This is a genomic window from Micromonospora sp. ATLC16 (genome assembly GCF_057196645.1).
In genome coordinates this window covers 1-21175 of sequence record NZ_JBXUOW010000079.1, presented here as the reverse complement: position 1 = coordinate 21175, position 21175 = coordinate 1, and the positions used below count along the sequence as shown (strand labels likewise).

Annotated in this window: 19 protein-coding genes, 2 tRNA genes, 1 rRNA gene and 1 other RNA gene; 8 read left to right on the top strand and 15 right to left on the bottom strand. The window is 70.7% G+C overall.

The window, feature by feature from the left end:
- Positions 1–69, top strand: a 5S ribosomal RNA gene (gene rrf / locus AC2CHE_RS23575); the annotation flags it as partial.
- Positions 70–429: 360 nt separating this feature from the next.
- Here rrf and AC2CHE_RS23570 read toward each other — a convergent pair.
- The 5 genes from AC2CHE_RS23570 to AC2CHE_RS23550 form a co-directional block, all read right to left on the bottom strand.
- Positions 430–2238, bottom strand: a complete 1809-nt coding sequence (locus tag AC2CHE_RS23570; protein WP_484507034.1) for a VanW family protein — start codon at positions 2236–2238, stop codon at positions 430–432.
- Positions 2239–2570: 332 nt separating this feature from the next.
- On the bottom strand, positions 2571–4241 hold the full coding sequence (locus AC2CHE_RS23565) for a DUF885 domain-containing protein (protein WP_484507033.1): 1671 nt from the start codon (positions 4239–4241) through the stop codon (positions 2571–2573).
- A gap of 118 nt (positions 4242–4359) precedes the next feature.
- Entirely contained in the window at positions 4360–5424 is a 1065-nt protein-coding gene (locus AC2CHE_RS23560; RefSeq protein WP_484507032.1) for a PHP domain-containing protein, read from the bottom strand.
- A gap of 74 nt (positions 5425–5498) precedes the next feature.
- Positions 5499–8411 carry a glycosyl hydrolase gene (locus AC2CHE_RS23555; RefSeq protein ID WP_484507031.1) on the bottom strand — a complete coding sequence of 971 codons (2913 nt, stop codon included), beginning with the start codon at positions 8409–8411 and terminating at the stop codon, positions 5499–5501.
- A 163-nt stretch (positions 8412–8574) separates the two neighbouring features.
- Positions 8575–9351, bottom strand: a complete 777-nt coding sequence (locus AC2CHE_RS23550; protein WP_484507030.1) for a M23 family metallopeptidase — start codon at positions 9349–9351, stop codon at positions 8575–8577.
- A 49-nt stretch (positions 9352–9400) separates the two neighbouring features.
- Here AC2CHE_RS23550 and AC2CHE_RS23545 point away from each other — a divergent pair, with 49 nt between their 5' ends.
- From AC2CHE_RS23545 to AC2CHE_RS23535, 3 genes are all read left to right on the top strand, one after another.
- A complete protein-coding gene (locus AC2CHE_RS23545) occupies positions 9401–9760 on the top strand; it encodes a hypothetical protein (protein WP_484507037.1) in 360 nt (119 codons plus the stop codon).
- 385 nt (positions 9761–10145) lie between these two features.
- Positions 10146–10676, top strand: coding sequence for a tRNA adenosine deaminase-associated protein (locus tag AC2CHE_RS23540; RefSeq protein ID WP_484507029.1), 531 nt, complete (start codon positions 10146–10148; stop codon positions 10674–10676).
- A gap of 145 nt (positions 10677–10821) precedes the next feature.
- Positions 10822–11364: a nucleoside deaminase gene (locus AC2CHE_RS23535; RefSeq protein WP_484507036.1), complete on the top strand. Its 543-nt coding sequence runs from the start codon at positions 10822–10824 to the stop codon at positions 11362–11364.
- Between the two features lie 143 nt (positions 11365–11507).
- On the opposite strand, the gene deoD is transcribed toward AC2CHE_RS23535, so the two are convergent.
- Complete coding sequence (deoD, locus tag AC2CHE_RS23530; protein ID WP_484507028.1) at positions 11508–12215, bottom strand: purine-nucleoside phosphorylase; 708 nt, start codon at positions 12213–12215, stop codon at positions 11508–11510.
- Positions 12216–12290: 75 nt separating this feature from the next.
- On the opposite strand from deoD, the gene AC2CHE_RS23525 reads away from it, so the two are divergent.
- Positions 12291–12377 (top strand) — tRNA-Ser (locus AC2CHE_RS23525).
- A gap of 98 nt (positions 12378–12475) precedes the next feature.
- Here the strand turns inward: AC2CHE_RS23525 and AC2CHE_RS23520 are convergent.
- Both AC2CHE_RS23520 and AC2CHE_RS23515 read right to left on the bottom strand, forming a co-directional pair.
- Positions 12476–12556 carry a hypothetical protein gene (locus AC2CHE_RS23520; protein WP_484507035.1) on the bottom strand — a complete coding sequence of 27 codons (81 nt, stop codon included), beginning with the start codon at positions 12554–12556 and terminating at the stop codon, positions 12476–12478.
- A 22-nt stretch (positions 12557–12578) separates the two neighbouring features.
- Entirely contained in the window at positions 12579–13076 is a 498-nt protein-coding gene (locus AC2CHE_RS23515; RefSeq protein WP_484507027.1) for a hypothetical protein, read from the bottom strand.
- A gap of 482 nt (positions 13077–13558) precedes the next feature.
- Between AC2CHE_RS23515 and AC2CHE_RS23510 the strand changes: the two genes are divergently transcribed.
- Positions 13559–14788: a cytochrome P450 gene (locus AC2CHE_RS23510; protein ID WP_484507026.1), complete on the top strand. Its 1230-nt coding sequence runs from the start codon at positions 13559–13561 to the stop codon at positions 14786–14788.
- Between the two features lie 6 nt (positions 14789–14794).
- Here AC2CHE_RS23510 and AC2CHE_RS23505 read toward each other — a convergent pair whose 3' ends face one another.
- The 7 genes from AC2CHE_RS23505 to AC2CHE_RS23475 form a co-directional block, all read right to left on the bottom strand.
- Positions 14795–15325, bottom strand: a complete 531-nt coding sequence (locus AC2CHE_RS23505) for a hypothetical protein (RefSeq protein WP_484507025.1) — start codon at positions 15323–15325, stop codon at positions 14795–14797.
- 39 nt (positions 15326–15364) lie between these two features.
- Positions 15365–15922, bottom strand: a complete 558-nt coding sequence (locus tag AC2CHE_RS23500) for a hypothetical protein (protein ID WP_484507024.1) — start codon at positions 15920–15922, stop codon at positions 15365–15367.
- Positions 15923–15965: 43 nt separating this feature from the next.
- Positions 15966–16172, bottom strand: coding sequence for a DUF397 domain-containing protein (locus AC2CHE_RS23495; RefSeq protein ID WP_484507023.1), 207 nt, complete (start codon positions 16170–16172; stop codon positions 15966–15968).
- On the bottom strand, positions 16163–16930 hold the full coding sequence (locus AC2CHE_RS23490; RefSeq protein WP_484507022.1) for a Scr1 family TA system antitoxin-like transcriptional regulator: 768 nt from the start codon (positions 16928–16930) through the stop codon (positions 16163–16165). Before AC2CHE_RS23490 ends, AC2CHE_RS23495 begins: the two co-directional genes overlap by 10 nt.
- 681 nt (positions 16931–17611) lie before the next feature.
- Positions 17612–18682: a hypothetical protein gene (locus tag AC2CHE_RS23485; RefSeq protein ID WP_484507021.1), complete on the bottom strand. Its 1071-nt coding sequence runs from the start codon at positions 18680–18682 to the stop codon at positions 17612–17614.
- Entirely contained in the window at positions 18679–19044 is a 366-nt protein-coding gene (locus tag AC2CHE_RS23480; RefSeq protein WP_484507020.1) for a PadR family transcriptional regulator, read from the bottom strand. Before AC2CHE_RS23480 ends, AC2CHE_RS23485 begins: the two co-directional genes overlap by 4 nt.
- Positions 19045–19417: 373 nt before the next feature.
- Positions 19418–19502: transfer RNA gene (locus tag AC2CHE_RS23475), tRNA-Ser, on the bottom strand.
- Between the two features lie 81 nt (positions 19503–19583).
- Here AC2CHE_RS23475 and ffs point away from each other — a divergent pair.
- Both ffs and AC2CHE_RS23465 read left to right on the top strand, forming a co-directional pair.
- An RNA gene (gene ffs, locus AC2CHE_RS23470) (signal recognition particle sRNA small type) lies at positions 19584–19673 on the top strand.
- Between the two features lie 255 nt (positions 19674–19928).
- On the top strand, positions 19929–21175 hold a 1247-nt coding region (locus tag AC2CHE_RS23465), incomplete at its 3' end, for a DNA polymerase III subunit gamma and tau (RefSeq protein ID WP_484507019.1).

Sequence of the window (21175 nt, the reverse complement as noted above, 5' to 3'; positions counted from 1 at the left end):
GAAGCTAAGCCCTCCAGCGCCGATGGTACTGCACCCGGGAGGGTGTGGGAGAGTAGGACACCGCCGGACATTCTTCCGTTCAGGGCCACCCCCAGGGGTGGCCCTGAACGCGTTGGGGCTATTCCAGCTCTGTGCCCTTCCGCCCCGCGGTATCGGCGACGAGATGATGGGCCCGTTCGAGGAGATCTGGCCATCCGGCCGCCCATCGATCTCGCCGGGAGATCCGGGTGCAGGAGGAACGCCGGGTTCCGAAGCCGTCGCCCGATGACTTTGGATAAGCGGTGCCGCCGCGAGGCCGGTAGGGCATAGCGGCAAGCCGCCGACAGGAGACGAGACTAGCGGCAAGCCACCGACTGGAGACTCTGGACAACAAGCGGCCCCGCCTGCCGAGGCTGGCGGGGCCGTGACGGAGCTGGCACCCGGTGGAGGTCAGGAAGGCTCCTTGGCGCAGATGAAGCGCGGTTCCGCGCTGTAGGTCCAGGAGAACTTCTCCCGCTTGACGACCTTGCCGTCCTTCTTGAGGACCCGGAACGCGTCCTGCGTGAAGCCGTGACTGCCGTTGGCGGGAATGCAGCTGGGGCCCGGCTCCAGGTAGACCGTCTTCGGTGAGGTGATGTTCCGCCGGGGCCCGTACTTGGTCTTCACGCTGTCCCAGATCTTCGTGCTCCACATCGACACCGTCACCGAGCTGCCGGTGTAGGAGGTGTCGATCAGGACGCCGTGGTCGGTGTTGTTGCGGAACTTGAAGTCGAGGTTTGGCCAGAAGATGGTCGACTCGATGACCGCCGGGTATCGGCTGAAGTAGTACGAGTGTGGCTTGTGCTCGACGTCCTCCAGGCCAGCGTAGTAAGAGGCGTTGAAGAGGGTCGTGGTGAACTGCGACGTGCCGCCACCCACCCCCGGCACCAGCTTGCCGTCGAGGATCACCGGAGCGTCACGGTAGCCCTGTGCGTAGCCGCGTTCCCCGGTGTGACCGTTGAGCGAGAACGTCTCGCCGGGCAGGACCATCGTGCCCTTCACGTCGTTGGCGATGGTCACGATGTTCTGGCTGCGTGGCGAGGAGAGCCCGCCGGTGAAGTTGGTGGTGAAGGACGACACCTTCTCCTTGATCCCCAGGCCGCGCAGCTTCGCCGCGGTGAGCTTCGGCTCGACCGGCTTCAGGTCGGCGGAGATCTTACGACCCTGGCTGTGGGGAAGGACGGCGAGTAGGTCGGCGCCGAGGTCGCTGGTGTCGACCTGCTTGCCGGGTCGTCCGTCGCTCACCTTCGGTTTCCCGCCGGAGATGGTCATCGTGGCGTCCTTCGGGGCCACCTCGACGCTGTCGAGCTTGCTCCCGAGTGCGGCCTTCAGCTTCTTGACGTCCACGCTGGGCGTGAGCTTCCCGGACTTGTCGGCCTTGAAACGGAGGCCCTTCGCGATGGCCTCCGGTGGAATGGTGACCGAACCACGCTCGGTGGTCAGCTTGACCGGTGCCGCCACCGCCGGCTCGGCCAGCTCGGCGACCAACCGGTCCACCTCCTCGGCCGTGGTGGCCGGGTGGTTCTCGACCAGCGGAACAGTCACCGGATGCCCACCCAACCAGCCTTGCTTGACGGCCTCGGCGGAGTGCTCCGGATCGATGGTGAGGCTGGGCTTCGGGTAGCGCACCTTCGGCTTCATGCCGGAGAAGGTGATCGCCGGCTTGGTCATCTTTCGGCCCTGGTCGCCGACGAGCTTCGTCAGGGCGGTCTCCAGCTTCGGCACGTCGACCGAGACAACCGGCTCGACCTCCCGCGACCCGACCAGGCGGTCAACGGCGTGGGCGTTCGTTGCGGCGGCGGCGGCCACGGTGGCGTCCACGTCGACGGTGAGCCCCACCTCGGCGGGGTTGATCTCGGCTGTCCGCTCGCCAACCCGTACCTGGAAGGGGGCCTGGAGTTCGGCCGCGCGGCGGTCCAGTTGCGCCCGCAGCTCCCGCGCGGCCTCGGTCCGGCTGCGCCCACCGAGTTCGGTGCCGAGCACGCTGGTGCCGCGCGGCACGTCGCCCGCGTACGCCCAGATGGCCACCGCACCCACCGAACCGAGTACGGCGGTGGCCACGCCGGAGGCGAGTAACAGCCGGAACCGCCGGGAGCGGGCACCGCCGGGCGGGACGGGTGCGGGCCGCGCCGGCTCCTCGATCGGCCAACTGACCGCAGCCACCTGCACCGTGGGCCGTTCGTCGGCCGGCGGGGGACGTTCTTCGCCGTACAGCGTCACAACTACCTCTTAGCGACATACCGCCTGCGGAGCCAGGGGATCCTACTCCGGAAGAGAACCACGGTAGCCAACACCTCGCCTTGCTGGCAGCCTGCGTTCCGCTGCACCTGGATAATTCGGACGACTCGAATCGCGGCGTCTCGAATCACCGACTCAACGTAGCGCCTGGTGTGCCAACTGTGTTTCGAGGCGACTGGTTCACCTCACCGAAGGTCCGCGAGCAGCAGAAGCAGACCCTGAGTCCCGACCAGGCGCCACCGGCCGCCGACCCGGGTCGACCAGCCGGCGGTGCGGGAGGACGAGCGGGAGGGGTGGCCGCTCGCCGACACTCGTCAGAGTCGGGCCAGCGCCCGGCGCAGCGGGTCGAGGCCGAGCCCGCCGAGGTCGAGCGCCTGGCGGTGGAACTCCCGCAGGTCGAAGTCGGCACCCTTGCGGGCCTTCGCGTCCTCCCGCGCCTGAAGCCAGATCCGCTCGCCCACCTTGTACGACGGTGCCTGCCCCGGCCAGCCCAGATAGCGGTTGAGTTCGAAGCGCAGTATCTCGTCCGGCACCCGGCAGTGCGCCCGTAGGAACCTCCAACCCAGCTCGGGGGTCCAGCGTTCACCCGGGTGGAAGTCGAACGGGTTGTCCTTCGGAATCTCCAACTCCAGATGCATGCCGATGTCCACGATCACGCGGGCCGCCCGCAGCGCCTGGCCGTCCAGCATCCCGAGCCGGTTGCCCGGGTCGTCCAGGTAACCCAGCTCCTCCATCAGCCGCTCGGCGTACAACGCCCAGCCCTCGCCGTGCCCGGAGACCCAGCAGAGCAGCCGCTGCCAGCGGTTGAGCAACTCGGCCCGGACGGCGGTCTGGCCGATCTGGAGGTGATGCCCGGGGACGCCCTCGTGGTAGACGGTGGTCACCTCCCGCCAGGTGGAGAAGTCCGTGAGCCCCTGCGGCACCGCCCACCACATCCGACCCGGCCGGGCGAAGTCCTCGCTCGGGCCGGTGTAGTAGATGGAGCCGTCACTGGTCGGTGCGATCAGGCACTCGATCCGCCGGACCTGCTCGGGGATGTCGAAATGGGTGCCGTTGAGGTCGCTGATCGCCTGGTCGGCCAGCTCCTGCATCCAGTCGCGGAACGCGTCCCGACCCCGGATGGTGCGCGCCGAGTCGGCGTCCAACGCGGCCACGGCCTCGTCGATGGTGGCGCCCGGACCGGCGATCTGGGCGGCCACCGTCCGCATGTCGGCCTTGAGTCGGGCCAACTCGGTGAACCCCCAGGCGTACGTCTCGTCGAGGTCGATCCGGGCACCGAGGAAGTACTGGGAGGCCAGCTCGTAGCGCTCGCGGCCGGCGGCCTCCTTCTCCCGTCCTTGGGGCGCCAGCTCGGTGCGCAGGAACTGGCCGAACTCGGCGGTCGCCGCCGTGGCCGCCGCCGCACCACGGCGCAGCTCGGCACCGAGGGCGCTCTCCTCGCCCAGCCGCTCGACCAGCCCGTGGAAGACGTTGTCGCCGTCCGGATCGACCCAGGCGTCGCACTGCTTGGCCACCTCGATCAGCTGCTTACGCGCGCTGACCCGTCCGGCTGCCGCCGCCTCGCGCAGCGTGGTCTTGTACTCCTCCAACGCCTGCGGGAAGAGGTTCAGCCGGGCGGCCAGATTGGCCCTTGCCTGCTCCCCGTCGGTGGGCATCAGGTCGAAGATCATCCGGATCTCGTGCAGCCCGCTGGTGATGACGCTGACCTCGCTGGTGGTCTCCCCGGCGTCGTACCGGTCCAGTTCGAGGCCGAGGCGCTCCTGCATCGCCTCCCGCGCGGTGCGCTCGGTCTCCGTCTCCGGCTCGATGGTGTCGAGCTCGGCCAGGGCGCGTCGGGCCAACTCGGCGCGCCCGGCATACCCGTCCGGTGACAGGTCGTCGAACTTGTCGTCGTGGCCGGCGACGCCGACGTAGGTAGCGCCGGTCGGGCTCAGCGCCGCCCACTCGGCGACGTAACGGTCCGCGAGATCGTCGATTCTTCCCACGCTGCGCACTTTACTCGGTGCAGCGCGTCGGCTTGTCGATGAAGTCCTGCCGCCGGCTGCCGGGGGAGACGAACTGCACGGCCATGGTGCACAGGTGGGCCGGGCGGTTGGGCACGCGTCAGTCGCGTGTCCAGGCGACCAGCTCGTCGGCCGTCCACGTGTTGATCACGCGGTCGGCGGACACTCCGCACCGCGCGGCCCGCTCGCAGCCGAAGCGCTGCCAGTCCAACTGGCCGGGGGCGTGCGCGTCGGTGTTGATGGCGAACCGGCAACCGGCCTCCAATGCCCGCCGGATCAGCCGCTTCGGCGGGTCCTGTCGCTCCGGACGTGAGTTGATCTCCACGGCGACGTCGTGTTCCCCGCAGGCGGCGAAGACGGCGTCGGCATCGAAGTCGCTTTCCGCCCGGGTCCGGGCGCGGTGTCCCCGGTCGCCCGGCCCGGTCACCCCGGCCGGTCGGGACGAGACCATCCGACCCGTGCAGTGGCCCAGGATGTCCAGATGCGGGTTGGCGATGGCGGCCAGCATCCGGCGGGTCATCTTCGCCCGGTCGTCGTTCAGGCCGCTGTGCACCGACCCGACCACCACGTCCAGCCGGGCCAGCAACTCCTCGTCCTGGTCGAGCGACCCGTCGGCGAGGATGTCGACCTCGATGCCGGTGAGGATGCGGAACCCCTCCGGCAGCGCCTCGTTGAGCCGCGCCACGTGGTCGAGTTGACGGCGGAGCCGGTCGGCGGTCAGTCCCCGGGCCACCTTCAGCCGGGGCGAGTGGTCGGTCAGCACCAGGTACTCGTGGCCCAGTTCGACGGCGGCCAGCGCCATCTCCTCGATCGGTGAGCCACCGTCGGACCAGTCCGAGTGGGTGTGGCAGTCGCCGAGCAGGGCGGTACGCAGGGCGGTGGCCTCGGCGTCCAGATCGGTGCCCTCGGTGGCGACCAGCCGACGCAGGTAGACCGGCTCCTCACCGGAAAGCGACTCGGCCACGCAGCGGGCGGTGACGTCGCCGACCCCGGCCAGCTCGGTGAGCTTACCGGTGCGGGCCCGCGCGGCCACCTCCTCGGCCGGCAGCGCGGCCAGCGCCTTGGCCGCCGAACGGAAGGCGCGTACCCGATAGGTTGCCTCGTTCGCCCGCTCCAGCAGGAAGGCGATCCGGCGCAGATCGGCGATAGGGTCCCGCTCGCTCATGTCGGCAAACCTACGCGGCCCCGCCGGCGGTCGGGGTACGACCGGCGGCGCGGAGGGACGGATCAGGGACGGGATCAGGCGTACGGCAGCCGCACCACGGAGCGGTCCCCGACACCGAGGTTGGTGGGGTTGTTGCCGATCGCGGACCAGACCTCCACCCGGACCGTGCCACCCCGCAGGTTGCCGAGTGAACCGCTGCTGGAGTGCAGCCCGGCGGCCTGGGTGTAGTGCTCCCAGCCCGGCACCGGGTCGGTGGCGAAGTAGCGGTACGTCTCCACCCGTTCCCAACTGCCGTCCCCGGTCAGGTCGTACGAGACGCGGGCCTGCACCCCGTTGCCGACCGCCGTGCCGGCGTCCAGGAAGAGATCGAACGCGGTCTGCCCGCCGTTGTGGTCGAGGTCGAGCCCGGTCGCGGTGAAGACCACCGGATTGCGTGGCGTGCCGTCGTTGGTCGCGCCACCGGCGCTGGCCACGGTGGTGGTGCCGGCGCTGCCGGAGGCACCCAGACCACCACCGGACAGCAGGTAGCGCACCGGCGAGCTGGACGGCGGGTCGGTCGGCGTCGGTGTGGGAGTGGGCGTCGGGGTCGGCGTCGGCGTCGGGGTGGCCGTCGGCGTCGGGCTCGGAGGTGTACCCCCACCGCCGCTGCCCCCGCTCCAGGTGTGCGCCCCACTGGTGGTGGTACGTCCGGCCGCCACGGTCAGCTGCGTACCGTCGGAGAACCGTACGGTCAGCGGCGAGCCGGAGATGTTGCTGGCCACGTACGTTCGGGCGCCGTCGCGGTTGAACACGGCGGCCAGCGGGTGGTCGGCGGTGACCCCGGTGTCGAGCCGGCCGAGGGCGGCCAGGTTTCGGATCCAGTGGAAGGTGTGCGCCCGACTCTCGCCCTCTTCCGGGGTGTAGCCGGGGTTGGCCCGCAACTTGGCCAGCGCCGCGTCGGCGTCACCGAGGGCGAGGAACTGCCAGTGGATGTCCTGCCACACGGTCGGCTCGCCGCCGTTGTTGCGGACCAGTTCGGCGTACTTCACCGAGTTGTAGTTCGGGTGCTGGCCCAGGTAGAGGTGCCCACCGGTGATCGGCAGCAGGTTGATGCCCTGGATCATTTCGGGCTCCGCGCTGAACCAGGTGGCGTACGCGCCGCCGTCGCCCCAGACCATGCCCACGTTGGAGTGCCCGAACTCGGCGGGGAAGTTCTCGCCGGTGACGTCGAACCAGTACTCGTGGATCGCGGCGGCCTGGGTGGTGTACAGGTAGATGCCGGCGTCGCGTACCGCCGTGTCACCGGTGGCCTGTCCCCACTGGATGAGGGCGTTGGCGAAGTTCATCCCCTCCGACGACGACTCCTGGTTGTTGCCGCTGGCGAACGCGCCGTGCCCGGAGGCCCAGTCGTGTCCGGCGTAGATGTCGAAGTCGCGCAGGTACGGGAAGCGGGTGTCCGACCTGTCGTAGTTGTTCGCGTCCCGGATGAGCAGGTCGATCATGCCGCCGTACTGGTCGTCCCGAGCCCAGGCCGGGTCGAACTTGGCAAGCGTGGCGGCGGCGGCGATGTAGTAGCCGTAGTGGAAGTGGTGGTCGTTGAGTTCCTGGTCGGAGCCGTACGACGCCGGGTAGCCGATAAGGGTGCCCCACCGCTGGTCGTAGTAGAACAGCCGCTGGGTCTCGCCGGACGAGGCGGTCAGCCAGTCGTCGAGGGTGGCGCGGATGGCGTTCAGCGCCGAGGTACGGGTCTCGGTGTCCCCGACCAGGTCGGCGATCTCGGCGATGCGGGCCGCCCGGCCGAGCCCCTTGCCGGTCCAGTAGGTGTCGCTCCCGCGCTGGTCCATCGGGTTGCTCCGCGCCGCCGCCAGGTGCTGCCGCAGCGTGGTCAGGTCGCTGCCGGCTCCGGTGGCGACGGCGGGCAGCTCGGGCAGTACGCCGTTGAACCGCATCGAGGTGCGGAACTCGCCGACGCCGGTGACCACCTTCATCCGCCCCCGGGCGGACGGGTAGGTCGGCGTGATCGGCGTGGCACCGGTCAGCGCCCGCCAGTGGTGCGGGTAGAGGCTGACCACCGTCCGCGTCTCGGTGCCCTCGCGGGGCGTGGTGGTGAAGGTGTACCGGGTCTCCACCCGGCTGGTCGCCGCGTTGTAGCTGTAGCTGACCCGGGTGCCGGTGACGTGGGCGTGCGCGTACTGACCGTAGGTGTTGGCGAGCTGGGTGCGGGCGGTGCCGCCACCGGTGGCCGGGAGCAGCGCGACGCTGAAGTAGCCGCGCCCGGCGAGGTTGGAACTGATCCGGTTGCCGCTGACGGTCCAGGTCGCGCCGGTCGGCGCGTACGCCACGTAGTCGTGGCCGCGCACGGTGAAGCCGATGCTGCTTCCGTTGTTGGACCAGACCGTGGGGCTGCCGCCGGTCGCGTTGATCACCGCGTCGCCGCCGCTGGCCCGGAAGTACGCAAGCGGCAACCCGTGGCCGATGGTGGCGCGCATCGTCCGCGCCCCGTCGCTCCAGTACGGGGTGACCGTCCAGTCCGTCCAACCGTCGACAAGTGCGTTGGGGGCGGCCAGTCCGGCCACACCGACCCGGATGTCCTCGACGTACGGGTACTTGAACTCGCCCACCCCGGTGGCGGTGCCGGAGATGGCCGGGGTCGAGGTGGCGGAGAAGCCCAGCCCGTCGGTGACAGGCTGGTAGGACACCGGATGCGCGTGCAACGGCTCGCTGAAGGTGCAGTTCAGCCGCTTCCACAGCAGCGACGACCACCAGTCGTTTGTGGGTACGGCCCCGGATGGCGCGGCGGCGGTGACGTACTGCCGGGGGTTGCTGGCGATGTTGCCGCAGCCGCCGGGGAGCGGGCCGACCGCAGTGGTGGTGTAGCTGCCGGCGCCGACCGGCGCGGCCTGCGCGGCGGAGCCGGCGATGACGGCCAGCCCGCCGAGGACGAGGGTCGCGGCGGCGGTGGCGGCCAGGATTCGATGGTGGGGGCGGCGTGGGACGGGAGGTCTCATCTTTCCTCCAACGCGTGCCGGCCCGGCCGCGCCGGTCGGCGCACGCTTCGTCGTTATTGTGAACTTAGCTACCTGAGAGAGCGCTCTCTCTGGTCTACCGGACGGTAGTTCACCGGCGAGACCTGCGTCAATGTTTCGGACTGATGAACCCGGATGGCGCCGATCAGCGCGCGGGCGGTTTGCTCGGGCAGCCGTGCTTGCGATGCCACGCGGCCACCTCGGCCGCCGGCTCCCGATTGCCGCCCTTGCGCCACGAGTCGAGGTACGGCGCGGGCCAGACCACCCCCCGGCGGATCCACCAGCCGTCCTCGCCCAGGCACGGCGGGGAGATGCCGAAGTGCAGATGGCAGACGTTGTTGGCGTTGCCCGTCCGGCCCACCGTGCCGAGCCGTTGACCGGCCCGTACCCGCACCCCCGCGTCGATGCCCTCGGCGATCTCGGTCAGGTGCGAGCCGTAGTAGCGCACCCCGTCGTCCCCGATGACCGACACGGACAGGCCGCCGTTGTAAGGCCCCTGCGGACCGCTCTTCTGGTACCGGTCACGCCGGCTCACCTCACCGATCGCGCCGTCGGTGACCGCGACCACCGGCTCACCGCAGTCGGCGAAGATGTCCGTCCCCGGGTACGCCGAGTGGGTCGGGTGGTACGCCACCTTCTTGGCGCGTACCGGAAAGATGTGGGGCAGGCCCTCGCGCGGTGCTGTCGCCGCCGGCTGATCCGTGAGGTCGGGCGCCGCGCTGGTCGGTGTCGGTGCGCCGGTGGTCGGCGCGGTGGCCGGTCCGGGCACGGCCTTCGGGCTGCCTACGGCGGTCGGGCTGGTCACAGCGCTCGGGTCGGCGTCCGTCGGCGTGCCGGGCGTGCCGCAGCCGCTCGCCGCGAGCACCGGCACGATCAGCAACAGGGCGTACGCGCGCCGGCGTCCGATCGTCAGCGGAACCATCCGGCCATCCTGACAGACTCGATACGGTGGTAGCACAGCGTCCGTGCGTGTGGAGGTGTGGGTACCGGTGTTGCCGTACAACCCGTCGGGCCTCTTCCCCTCCGGACGGCCGCCGCGCCCCGCCTACCGCGAGCCGAACCCGGTCGGTGGCGCCGGTGTCGCAGCGGGAGCGGTCGGAACACTGGCCTGGCTGGTCCTCTTCGGCCTGCTCGGTGGCAGCCTCGTCGGGTACGTCTGGTGGACGCTGCTCGCCGGTGCGCTGGCCTGGCTCGCGGCCCTGGCGTTGGTCAGGTATGGCGACCGGGGGGTGGCCGCCGGCATCGCGATCGTCACCGCCGGAGGGTGGAGCATTGCCACCGCCGCGGTCTTCACGCGCTGGATGAGCAGCGGTGACTGGCCGCTCTGGTGAACCGTGCCGACGGCGGCTGCGGTGCGTCGTCGCGCAGACACCGAAACCCGTCTTGACTGGATCACCGTAACTCGGCACTCTCCCGGTATGGCCTGTACCACTCCGCGGCTGGATCCCGATCGCAGCCGCCGCCGCCTTCAGCTTCTGGCGCAGTTGGCGGACGCGCGCGCGGTACGCGAACGCGAACGGCCACAACGCGCCCGAACCGCACAGCTCCGCCAACTGATCGCCACTCGCCGACGCCTCGCCGGCTGAGCGGCTCGGAGATCCTTCCCCGGGAATGACCGGCCCTTCGGGGCGTTGACCGTTCGCCCGCCGACCTGACCGGCTAACGTGCACGCGTAACGGATCGGCGAGTGCTGTGCCGAGGCAACTTGGGGGAAACGTGTCGTACTTCGCTGCGGCCGTCGTGCGCGAGAAGGGCGGCTGGACGGCCGCCGAGCTGAGTCTGCGGGATGCCGCCGACGTCGACGAGGTCGCCGAGCGGCTCCGCGACATCGCTCCCGACGCGGACCTGTCGCTGCTGTTCGTCGAGGCGGACGACACCTACCTGGTCATCCTGCGTCTTGACGAGGGCGAGGACCTGCGGGTTTTCGGCTCCGACTCGGCGTACGCGGAGGAGGCCCGGCTGGGTGCCCTGCTGGTCGGTGACCTGAAGACGTCGGTGACCGGGCTCGACGACGCCGAGGAGGTGCGTCCGACCACCACAGGCGATGGTGAAGACGGCGACCAGCCGGCCGTCGATCCGGAGGCGGACCCGGTGGGCGAGGCGGATCTCCTGACCGACCTGGGCATCCCCGCGCAACGGCTGCTCGCCCTCTGCGCCCACGAGGGGATGATGCCGGCCGACGTCACTGCCGAGATCTGCCAGGTGCTGGGTTGCGTGGACGACGTCGAGGAACTGCGTGAGGTCTGAGCCGTCTGACGTGACCGATCCGGCGCTGGAGACGGTCCGGCCGGGGCAGCCCACGCCCGGTTCCGTCGGCCGGCGCGGGCCGGGAGCGGACGAGGGCCTGGCCGACCCGACCGGTACCGGCCGGCGACAGCGGCACGAACTCTGGATGCGTCGCGCCCTCGAAGTCGCGGTGACCGGGGGCGTTGCGTCGTCGGAAGGCGGTGGCAGTTCGGTGCCCCCGGGCGGAGGTGCGGCCGGTTCCGCCCCGGGCGGAGGTGCGGCTGGCGCGGCGGTCGGTGACGTCGTCGCGGGTGGGCCCGGCCAGGCCGGCGACGTGCCGGTGGGCGCGGTGCTCTACGGCCCGGACGGCAGTGAGCTGGCGATCGGTCGCAACGAGCGCGAGCTGACCGGCGACCCGACCGCGCACGCCGAGGTGCTCGCGCTACGCCGGGCCGCCCAGCGGCTGGGCCGCTGGCGGTTGGACGGCTGCACCCTGGTGGTGACCCTCGAACCCTGCACGATGTGTGCCGGGGCGCTGGTCCTGGCCCGGGTCTCGACGGTGGTCTTCGGTGCCTGGGAACCCAAGACGGGCGCCGCCGGTTCGCTCTGGGACGTGCTGCGCGACCGCCGACTCAACCACCGTCCCGAGGTGTACGGCGGCGTCCTGGAGACCGAGAACGCCGCTGTCCTGCGCGCATTCTTCCGCTGACGTCGCCATGTCACCCAGACGCAAATATTTCTGGCTGAAATCCTCATCCCGAGGCCGCTGGCTAAGGCCAGGAGGTCGTCACACCGACCCGACACAGAGCGTCCCACCACCGCACGGGGGCGGCGGGACGCTTCGGCGGTGGCTCAGGCGGTGATGGTGTCCAGGGCGATCTCGACCATCTGGCTGAAGGTCTGCTCCCGCTCCTGCGAGGTGGTCTTCTCGCCGGTCTTGATGTGGTCGCTCACCGTCAACAGGGTCAGGGCGCGGGCCTTGAACCGGGCCGCGATCGTGTACAGCGCCGCCGACTCCATCTCCACCGCCAGCACGCCGTACTCGGCGAGGCTGTCGTAGAGGTCCGGCCGGTCGGTGTAGAAGGCGTCCGCGGCCAGGATCGGCCCGACCCGCATCGCGACGCCGCGCCGCTCGGCCACCTCCACCGAGGTACGCAGCAGCCCGAAGTCGGCGACCGGGGCGTAGTCGATCAACCCGTCGAAACGCATCCGGTTCATGTTCGAGTCGGTGGACGACCCGATCGCCGCGATCACGTCGCGCAGTTGGAGATCCTCGCTGAGCGCGCCGCACGAGCCGACCCGGATCAGCGACTTCACGCCGTACTCGTTGACCAGCTCGTGGGCGTAGATCGACGCCGAGGGCATGCCCATGCCGGAGCCCTGCACGGAAACCTCCACGCCGTTCCAGCGGCCGGTGAAGCCCAGCATGCCCCGGACCGTCGAGTAGCAGTTCGCGCCCTCGAGGTAGGTCTCCGCGATCCACTTGGCCCGCAGGGGGTCACCCGGCATCAGGACCCGCTCGGCGATCTCGCCCGGCTTCGCGCCGATGTGCGTACTCATGGCATTGATCCTGCCAGGCCAGCCCCGCAGGGACCGGTTCGGCGTCGGAACCTGTGGTCCTGTACCCTCGTCGGCGGTGGCGTGTCCGAGTGGCCTAAGGAGCACGCCTCGAAAGCGTGTGAGGGTTTACGCCCTCCGAGGGTTCAAATCCCTCCGCCACCGCTCGTGAGCAGCGCGAACGCCCGGCAGGTCCGCGAGGACCGGCCGGGCGTTCCGCCTCTGGTCTCACTTCAAAGCAGCACCGACACCGACTTGCCGTGTCAGCCGCCGTTCAGCCAGTTGCGGATGTGCCGCCGAGCCCGGTGGACCTGCGACTTGGCCGTGCCGGCGGGAATTCCGATCTCGGCGGCGATCTCGTCGTAATCAAGCTGGCGCAGGTCCCGAAGGACGGGACCGACCGCACCGAAGAGATCGTGAGCACCCTCCGGACCAGCGACTCGCTCGCCCCGGCGGCCTAGAACTGTCCCCAGTTGTGCCCCCGTTGAATCGGTAGCGGCGCGTCTCCCGGGTGCCGTCCGCCCATCGGACGGTCGTCACGATCACTCTCTCCTCGACCGCGTACGACAGGAACGTCATGCGCTCACCCGGCCGGCTGGGCGGGTCGGCCTCGATCACCCCTACCGCCCGCCTCTCCTTCTGGTCGTAGCCGAGCTGGACCATGATGAGCGCCTGGTCCATTGCGTCGCTGCCGCACTCGATGAGGATGAGGGCGTCCTCGGTGATCGGGCTGTTGGCCGGCTCCTCGGTGAGAAACTCGGCGTACACGGGCCGTGCACCGCCGGGCAGCATCACGCAGTTGTTGGCACCCGAAGAGGCCCGGCCATTCCGGAACGTGATGTCTCCCAAGTCCATGAAGGACATACCCCCCAGCCGCACGTTCGCCCAGTCGGTTGCACGGATTCCGCGCGGCTTGGGCGACCTCGACCCGGTCGGCTTCGCGGCGGTGGGCGACGGGGTGCGGGGGACACCGGCGGGCGGGGTGACGGTGGCGGTCGCCGACGGGGTGCCGGGGACACCGGCAGGCGGGGTGTCGGTGGTGGTCGCCGACGGGGAGCCCGCCGGTCCTGCGGCACCGCCAACATTGTTCGGCCTGGAGGTACAGCCGGCGAGGAGCGAGGCGCCGATTGCCGCGATCAACAGGGTTCGTGCCCGCATGGGGTCGTCCTTCCAAAGGCGTCTGGTGTCGTGCTGTTTGATGCGGGTTCTCGTGACCGCGTTCGCCCCAGCGGCAGCAGATTTGTGCCGTAGCTGCCGAGGGGGATCGGGGCAGCCGGTGCCGACCGTGCCGGCGTCACGCTCAGTTATCGATTGCCTTCACTGAGAATTAGTGCCATGGTAATTGCATGGTGGCGGTCGACGACGGTCCAGTACGACACCCGTTGAACGTCGACGCGGATGGCGTCGACCGGACGCGCGGCCCGGAGAAGCACCCCTACTACGCGCAGCTCGCCGCCTCGGAATCCGGCGTCCTGCCGGTGGTCCGTCAGGTTGGCGGGAGGTGGCTGCCGGCGCTGCTGATCTGCCGGTACGACGACGTCCGGGAGGTGCTCCGGCGACAGGACCTGTTCTCCCGGGCTGCCGCCGCCCACGCCGACCAGGTCGATGTGACCGGGACGATGCTCGGCATGGACGGGGCGGAGCACGCCGCGGTCCGGGGAACGGTGAAGGACGGCTTCACCAAGCCTGCCGTGTCCGGGCTACGCGAGACGGTGCGCGCGGCTGCCGAGGCTCAGCTCGCGGTGCTGGCCGCCAAGGGCGGCTCGGCGGATCTGGTGGGTGACTTCGCCGTACCGTTCGCCCTGAACGTGATCTCCGATCTGCTCGGCCTGCCCGAGCCGGACCGGGCGCAGTTCCGCCGCTGGGGCGACATGTTCATGGGCACCGCCGACCTCACCCGGGCCGATGCCGCCCGGTCCGCCGAGGAGATGGGGGGCTATCTGTGGCAGCAGTTGGACGGGCGGCGCGGTTGCCCCCGTGATGACCTGATGACCCGGATCGCCACGGCGGCGGCGGACCAGCCGGTGGACGTCCAGGTCAAACTTCCACTCTCGCTGATCGTCGGCGGATGGGAGACCACGGCCAGTTCCATCTCGACCTTCGTGTACCTGCTGCGCACCCGCCCGTACGCCGGGCACGACTGCGCGTGGGACTACCTGCTGGAGCATCCGGAGCAGGTCGACGGGGCGGTCGCCGAGTTGGAGCGGCTGCACTCGACCTCCAACGGCGACGAGATGCCCCGGCGGGTGATGGCGGATGTGACGCTGCCCAGCGGCGCGCGGCTGACCGAGGGCGACGTCGTCATCCCGTCGCACGACGCCGCCAACCGGGACCCGCGGGTCTTCGCCGACCCGGAGCGGATGGATTTCGGCCGGGACCCGAACCCGCACCTCTCGTTCGGGTACGGCCCGCACTACTGCGTCGGCGCGCACCTGGGCGCCCTGGAGGTCCGGCTCGCGCTGGCGCTGCTGCTGCGCGAGCTGCCGACGTTGCGGCTGGCCGTGGCTGCGGACGAGGTGCGGTGGAAGCAGGGGCACGCCATCCTCGGCCCGGTGGGACTGCCGGTCAGGTGGTGACGCGGCTCAGCAGGGGGCGTGGCCCTCGACGAAGAGGCGGTGGGCCCAGTCGGCGTACCCGGCGATGATCTTCTGCACCGTCTGGCCGTCGTGCAGGAACAGGTAGGCGCGGTCGCCGTTGCGGGCGAGCAGGCCGTCGAAGCGGTACGTGCGCTGTGGAGCGCGCAGTTCGCGTACCGTCGGATAGTTCGCCCGGACGTCGGCGACGGGCGAGCCGGCCGCGATGCCCTCGGGAGTGCGGACCGGGTCGCCGGCCCAGAGCAGCACCAGCCGATCGTCGATGAAGATCGGGCTTATCTCGTCGTACCCGGCCAGCGTCGGGCCGCAGGCGTCGATGTCGGTACGCAGGATGCCGCGCCGGGTCAGCTCGCTCTCCGAGTCGCCGAAGTCCACATCGGCCACTCCGTCGAGATCGACGACGCTCAACGACGCGACGGGCTCGTGGACGGCGATGGTGTCCGGTGGCATGACTCCGCTACCCGATGCCGAGGCAGCCAGAAGCAGTGCGGCGATGAAGCCGAATTGTCGCAATTTCATCAGAATCCCCCACTCCCCAACGTGACGGGGGCGCTGAGGTTATTGCCGAGACTCCCATTCGTCGGCCAATTCGTCCCAGTAGTCGGCGCTGAGCCCTCGCCGCCCGTGCGTGAGCCATCCCTCGGTGCTCCGCTCGACGTGTAACCCCAGCTCAGCGAAGGGGTCGATCCATCGGCCCGGCTCCACGCCCAGCTCGAGCAGCGCCGCGTTGATCGGCCACTCCGGGCGCGGCCCGTCGAACGCCGCGTCGAAGCGCGGCCCCCAGGCGAGGCCGCCGTCGAGCCAGACCGCCGCGGCCTGGTGTCCGGCCCCGGCGGCGAACTCCGCCTCGACGTACGCCAGCGGGCCGCGCACCGACCAGCGGGCCAGGACCTCGGTCAGCGTGGGGGAGAGGATCAGCGTGAAGGGGTGCTCCCGGTCGGGGTCACCGGTGAGGTAGTCCGGTGGGGTGCCGGTCAGTTCCTGCACGAGCTGCGGCGTGACCGGCAGCAGCGCGAAGTCCTGCCGCAGTTCGCCGAGCACGGCATGATCCAGCTCGCGGGTCTCCTCGCGCAGCAGCTCGGCGTCCGCGACGACCGCGCTGAGCTGGTAACTCACCCGGCGTCCACAACCTGTGGATAGAACATGTGTACGACGGTGGTCAGGTCTTGTCGACGGTGGCGACGAAGGCCCGCCACGCGGCCGGGCTGAAGACCAGTGCCGGGCCGGTCGGGTCCTTCGAGTCGCGTACGCCCACCACGTCGGGCAGGTTCCGGGCGACCTCGACGCAGTCGCCGCCGTTGCCGCTGCTGCGGCTGCTTGTGTGCCACCGGGCGCCGGACAGCGCCGGGGTGCCGTTCACTGCCATGATTCCGCCACCTCCCTGATCAGGTCGACCGACTGCCAGTGCGAGAGCGTCTCGCCGCGCACGTTCTCCCACGCGGCAAGTATCGCCGCGATCTCGGCCTGCTCGCTGACCACCTGCCCCTGCAACTGGTTGTCCAGGTAGCCGGCGATGCGGTGATCGGACGCGGTCGCCAGCACGAACGGGCCGTTCAGCCCAGCGTATTCGCCCACTGTGGACGGCACCACATGGATCCGGACGTGCGGTTGGGTGGATGCCTCGGCGAGCGCCAGCAGTTGCTCGCGCATGGTGGCCGGGCCGCCGACCGGCCGGCGCAGCACCGCCTCGTCAAGCACTGCGGTGAGCAGCGGCGGCTCCTCGCGGTGCAGGATCAACTGGCGGGACATCCGGTGGTCGACCAGCCGCGACACCTCGCTGCGCGGGATCAGGCCGCCGCCGGTGAGGACCGCGCGGGCGTACGCCTCGGTCTGGAGCAGGCCGGGTACTACCAACGGTTGGTATGAACGCAGCGTCGTCGCCTCGCGCTCGATCTCCTGCCAGGGGCGGAACCAGACCAGCGCCCGACGTCGCGAAATGTCCGGCCAAATGTCGGAGACATTCTTCCGGAGCGCATCTGCCGCCGTGAGCCGGTGCCGGGCATGCGGGATCCGATCTTCGAGCAACCAGCGGCTCACCGTCTTCGGGTCGACGCCGACGCGTTCCGCGAGCGACTCGATCGTGTGCCCGGTGTCCCGCAGTGCCACCCGCAGCGCGTCGTTCATGGCCGCCTCCCATCGGACGTCTCGAATATCCGCCGACCATACCCACACGCCATGTAGTTGTCCCGTTACCTGCGGCAAGTTGGGGTATCGATGGCGCGGCCGGTGGAGGTTCATCCCCCTTTGACCCGGCGGTCGTGACATCGGGGGGCCGCCGCCGGGCGAGCAACCACGGCGGCCCCCATCCACCAATCGACGGTGGCGGCGGGGCGGGTCGGTGGAGTCGGGCCGGTCGGTGCCGTCGGATAGCGCCCGGGCGGTGCCGCCGAGCAGGGTTGGCGCTGGTGGGCGGGCTCGCTCATCGCCGCCGTTGAGGGCCGGCGAGGAACCAGGTAGATGCCCCTGCGCAGCCTGTCGATTGGCCGTGCGGCGCGGCGAAGCTCCGGCTGCTGGGCGAGTACCGGGACGATCGGGCCGCGTTGCTGGTGCACCTCGCGGCGCTGTACGCGCAGGCCAGCGCGGAACTCGGTGACCCGACGTCGGCGGTCGGGCTGTTCGACCGCTTCGTGTCCTGGGCGCGTGTGCGAGGTTAGGAGGCTGTCCGCGTACCGTCGCGGGTGCTGGACCGCCGTCCCCAGCGGAAGTGGCGGGCGGGGCGCGCCGGAGACGGCGGCGGCGTACCGACCGGAGGCCGCGCGGCGTTGCCGGCGGCCCCCGTCCCCGTGTCGGTCCGGGTCGCCGTGCTCAGCCCGCCTCGGCGACCTGCTGCGGTGATTGCTTGCCGGGCCGGGCGACGAGCAGCGTCGCGACGGCGACCGCGAGACCGGCGATGGTCAGCCCGAGGATCAGCCAGGACGGTCCAACCGGGTAGTAGTACTCGCCCGGGGTGAAGGCGCTGTGCACGGTGAGCAGGCCGCCGTCGTCAACGCCGCCGCCGGCGCGGACCATCCGCACGGCGTTGCCGTACAGCGCGAGCGTCGGTAGCGCCAGCGCCAGCAGCGAGGTCCTGCCGAGCCCACCGGCGGTCATCCGCCGTCCGAGCGGCGCTGCCACCATGTGGTACGCGACGGCCGCCGCGACGAGCCAGCCGACGACCAGCCCGCCGGCCATGCCGATGGCGACCAGGGGCAGGAAGGCGGCGGTACGGGTTGGCGTGGCGTCGATCGAGACCTGGCCGCCGTCGTCGGCGGTATACGCGCGGACCCGGATGAGCAGGCCGTCGGACTCGGCGTCGAACCGGGCGCCACGCAACGGGGTCTCGGTGGTGGTGTCGTCCGAGTTTAGGGTGACCCGGCGCGCGGAGAGCGGAGTGGACTCGGAGACGGACCAACCCGCATCGGCGAACCGCTGCCGGACCTGCTCGCCGTTCCAGCTGGCCGCGACGACGTCGATCACGTTGCTCCGGTCGGCGTGCCAGTTCGTCTCCACGCGGTACTGGCTCGACTCGCCGAGCCCGCCGGCCAACTGCGTCAGGCGCGCCGCGCTGTCGTCGTCGGGCAGGTCCGCGAAGGTCTGGGCGCCGAGCCAGGAGCCGGCGGCGGCACCGAAACCGCCCATGACCAGTGCGGTGAGCAGCGCCGCGAGCGCCATGAACGGCCGGCCGGCGGGCAGCCGGAACCGCAGCCGCAGGCCGCTGACGATCAGGTGGAGGGCCTCACCGGCCCGGGGACGGCGTTGGCCCGGTTCCGCCATCTCCAGCAGCGTGGTCACCACCTCGGTACCGTGCCGCCGCCGGTGCCGACGCGGGTAGGCGAGCAGCAGCCTGCGGTAGCCACGCTCCAGCCGGTCGTCGGCGATCGGCCAGGCCGCCGTCATCCGGTCACCTCGCCTGCGGTCGGGGCGCTCACCAGGCCGAAGCTCAGCGCGCCGCCCAGGCGCTTGCCCAACTGGATCTCGGCTGCGGTGGCGTGCCGGCGTAGCCGCTCGACCTGCGCCTGCAACGCGGCGGCACCGGCATCGCTGAGCCGGTAGTAGCGGCGCAGGCGGCCCTCGACGGCCTCCTCCCGGTCGACGGCGACCAGGCCCTGCTCGGCCAGCCGGTCCAGCGCACCGTAGAGGGTGCCAGGCCGCAGCTTGACCTCGCCCGCCGACAGCTCGTCGACGGACCGGATCACCCCGTAGCCGTGCAGCGGCTGCGCCGCCAGCGCGGTGAGGATCAGAAAGGTGGGTTCCTGCATGAGCACAACCGTACGGCGACCGTTATATGCCGTCAACCGTTCGTTACGGTCAGGGAACCTGGCCTGCGGCCATGCCGCTCTGACGCCGAACGCCTACGCCGACGTCGTCGCAGCCCGGGGAGAGCGCCGGTAATCCGATCGACGGCTCTGACGCGCAGATCGCGGCCATCTGTCGGTCCCAGGCGGCTACCCTCGCCACCCGTAACGTCAAGGACTTCAGCGATACCGGCATCGTCGTCGTGAACCCCTGGGAAGAACTGCCCCACTGAAGCCGTCGGCTGCGGCTGGCGGGTAGGCAGGTCGGAGACGGTAGAAACGACTCAGGGCCGGTCCCCGTGGGGGCCGGCCCTGTCGTTTTTCCTGCTCAGAAGAGCGGAGGATACGAGATTCGAACTCGTGAGGGTGTTAACCCAACACGCTTTCCAAGCGTGCGCCCTAGGCCTCTAGGCGAATCCTCCGCGAGTCAGGATACAGGTCCGCGCCGAGCTTCCCACCCCACCACCCTCTGAAGATCCACCGTGGGTCGGGTAGGCTGGGGCCACCTCCCGTGCGGCGGTATCTCGTGAACCTCCCCAGGGCCGGAAGGCAGCAAGGATAAGCGAGCTCTGCCGGGTGCACGGGGGGCCTTTCTGTCTCTGGCGTCCTCTGGCGTCCTCCGGTTGCGGCATCTTGGGGTTTCCCGGCCGCTGGAGGCCGCAAGATGCCGCAACCGGAGTGGATCATCCCGCCAGCGTGACCAGCGTGACCTGCCGTAGCGGGAGTGGATCACCCAGCGGCCCGGCCTGCCGCAAGCCGGGCGGGCCACCCGGGGCTGCCCGGCGGGGTGGGTGGTCAGGTGGGCGAGGTGGGCGCAGAATGGCTCGGTCGAGAGGAGGCGGGACGCCGTGGCACTGGCGCTCTACCGCAAGTACCGGCCGCGTACCTTCGCCGAGGTCATCGGGCAGGAGCACGTCACCGAGCCGTTGTCGCAGGCGCTGCGCAGCGGGCGACTCAACCACGCGTACCTCTTCTCCGGCCCACGCGGCTGCGGCAAGACCTCAAGCGCCCGCATCCTGGCCCGCTCGCTCAACTGCGAGCACGGCCCGACCCCGGAGCCCTGCGGCACCTGCGACTCGTGTCGGTCGCTGGCCGGTGACGGGACCGGGTCGATCGACGTCATCGAGATCGACGCGGCCAGCCACGGTGGCGTGGACGACGCCCGTGAGCTGCGGGAGAAGGCGTTCTTCGCGCCGGCCAACAGCCGCTTCAAGATCTATGTCATCGACGAGGCGCACATGGTCTCGTCGGCCGGCTTCAACGCTCTGCTCAAGCTGGTCGAGGAGCCCCCGGAGTACGTCAAGTTCATCTTCGCCACCACCGAGCCGGAGAAGGTCCTCGGCACCATCAAGTCGCGGACCCACCACTACCCGTTCCGGCTGATCCCGCCGAAGGTGCTCCGGCCGTACCTGGAGCAGCTGACCCAGGCCGAGGGGGTGCAGGTCGAGCCGGCGGTGTTCCCGCTGGTGGTGCGCGCCGGTGGCGGCAGCGCCCGGGACAGCCTCTCCGTACTCGACCAGCTCATCGCCGGTGCCGGGCCGGACGGGGTGACCTACGCCGGTGCCGCGGCGCTGCTCGGGGTGACCGACGCGGCGCTGATCGACGAGATGTGCGACGCCCTCGCCGCCGGGGACGGCGCCGCCGCGTACGCCACCGTCGACCGGGTCGCCGAGGCCGGGCACGACCCCCGCCGGTTCGCCGCCGACCTGCTGGAACGGCTCCGCGACCTGATCGTGCTCCAGCAGGTGCCCGACGCGGCGACCAAGGGCCTCATCGACGGACCGGACGACCAGATCGAGCGGATGGCCGCCCAGGCGCAGCAGCTCGGCCCGGGCACGCTTTCCCGGTGCGCCGACATCGTGCACGACGGCCTGGTGGAGATGCGCGGCACCACCGCGCCCCGGCTGCTGCTGGAGTTGATCTGCGCCCGGATGCTGCTGCCCGGCGTCGACGACGCTACCGGCGGCCTGCTCCAACGCCTCGAACGCATGGAGCGCCGGCTCACCCTCGCCGGCACCGACGCGCCGCCGGCCACCGCCGGCTCCGAGCCCGCGACCAACCCCCCGGCGGTACGCACCCAGCCTCCCGCCGCGCC

What these genes read in the sequence shown, in the direction of transcription:
- AC2CHE_RS23555 (WP_484507031.1), bottom strand. Translation starts at nt 8,411, where the DNA reads ATGAGACCTCCCGTCCCACGCCGCCCCCACCATCGAATCCTGGCCGCC.
- AC2CHE_RS23495 (WP_484507023.1), bottom strand. Translation starts at nt 16,172, where the DNA reads ATGGCAGTGAACGGCACCCCGGCGCTGTCCGGCGCCCGGTGGCACACA.
- AC2CHE_RS23490 (WP_484507022.1), bottom strand. Translation starts at nt 16,930, where the DNA reads ATGAACGACGCGCTGCGGGTGGCACTGCGGGACACCGGGCACACGATC.
- AC2CHE_RS23485 (WP_484507021.1), bottom strand. Translation starts at nt 18,682, where the DNA reads ATGACGGCGGCCTGGCCGATCGCCGACGACCGGCTGGAGCGTGGCTAC.
- AC2CHE_RS23550 (WP_484507030.1), bottom strand. Translation starts at nt 9,351, where the DNA reads ATGGTTCCGCTGACGATCGGACGCCGGCGCGCGTACGCCCTGTTGCTG.
- AC2CHE_RS23480 (WP_484507020.1), bottom strand. Translation starts at nt 19,044, where the DNA reads ATGCAGGAACCCACCTTTCTGATCCTCACCGCGCTGGCGGCGCAGCCG.
- deoD (WP_484507028.1), bottom strand. Translation starts at nt 12,215, where the DNA reads ATGAGTACGCACATCGGCGCGAAGCCGGGCGAGATCGCCGAGCGGGTC.
- AC2CHE_RS23505 (WP_484507025.1), bottom strand. Translation starts at nt 15,325, where the DNA reads ATGAAATTGCGACAATTCGGCTTCATCGCCGCACTGCTTCTGGCTGCC.
- AC2CHE_RS23535 (WP_484507036.1), top strand. Translation starts at nt 10,822, where the DNA reads ATGCGTCGCGCCCTCGAAGTCGCGGTGACCGGGGGCGTTGCGTCGTCG.
- AC2CHE_RS23515 (WP_484507027.1), bottom strand. Translation starts at nt 13,076, where the DNA reads ATGTCCTTCATGGACTTGGGAGACATCACGTTCCGGAATGGCCGGGCC.
- AC2CHE_RS23510 (WP_484507026.1), top strand. Translation starts at nt 13,559, where the DNA reads ATGGTGGCGGTCGACGACGGTCCAGTACGACACCCGTTGAACGTCGAC.
- AC2CHE_RS23560 (WP_484507032.1), bottom strand. Translation starts at nt 5,424, where the DNA reads ATGAGCGAGCGGGACCCTATCGCCGATCTGCGCCGGATCGCCTTCCTG.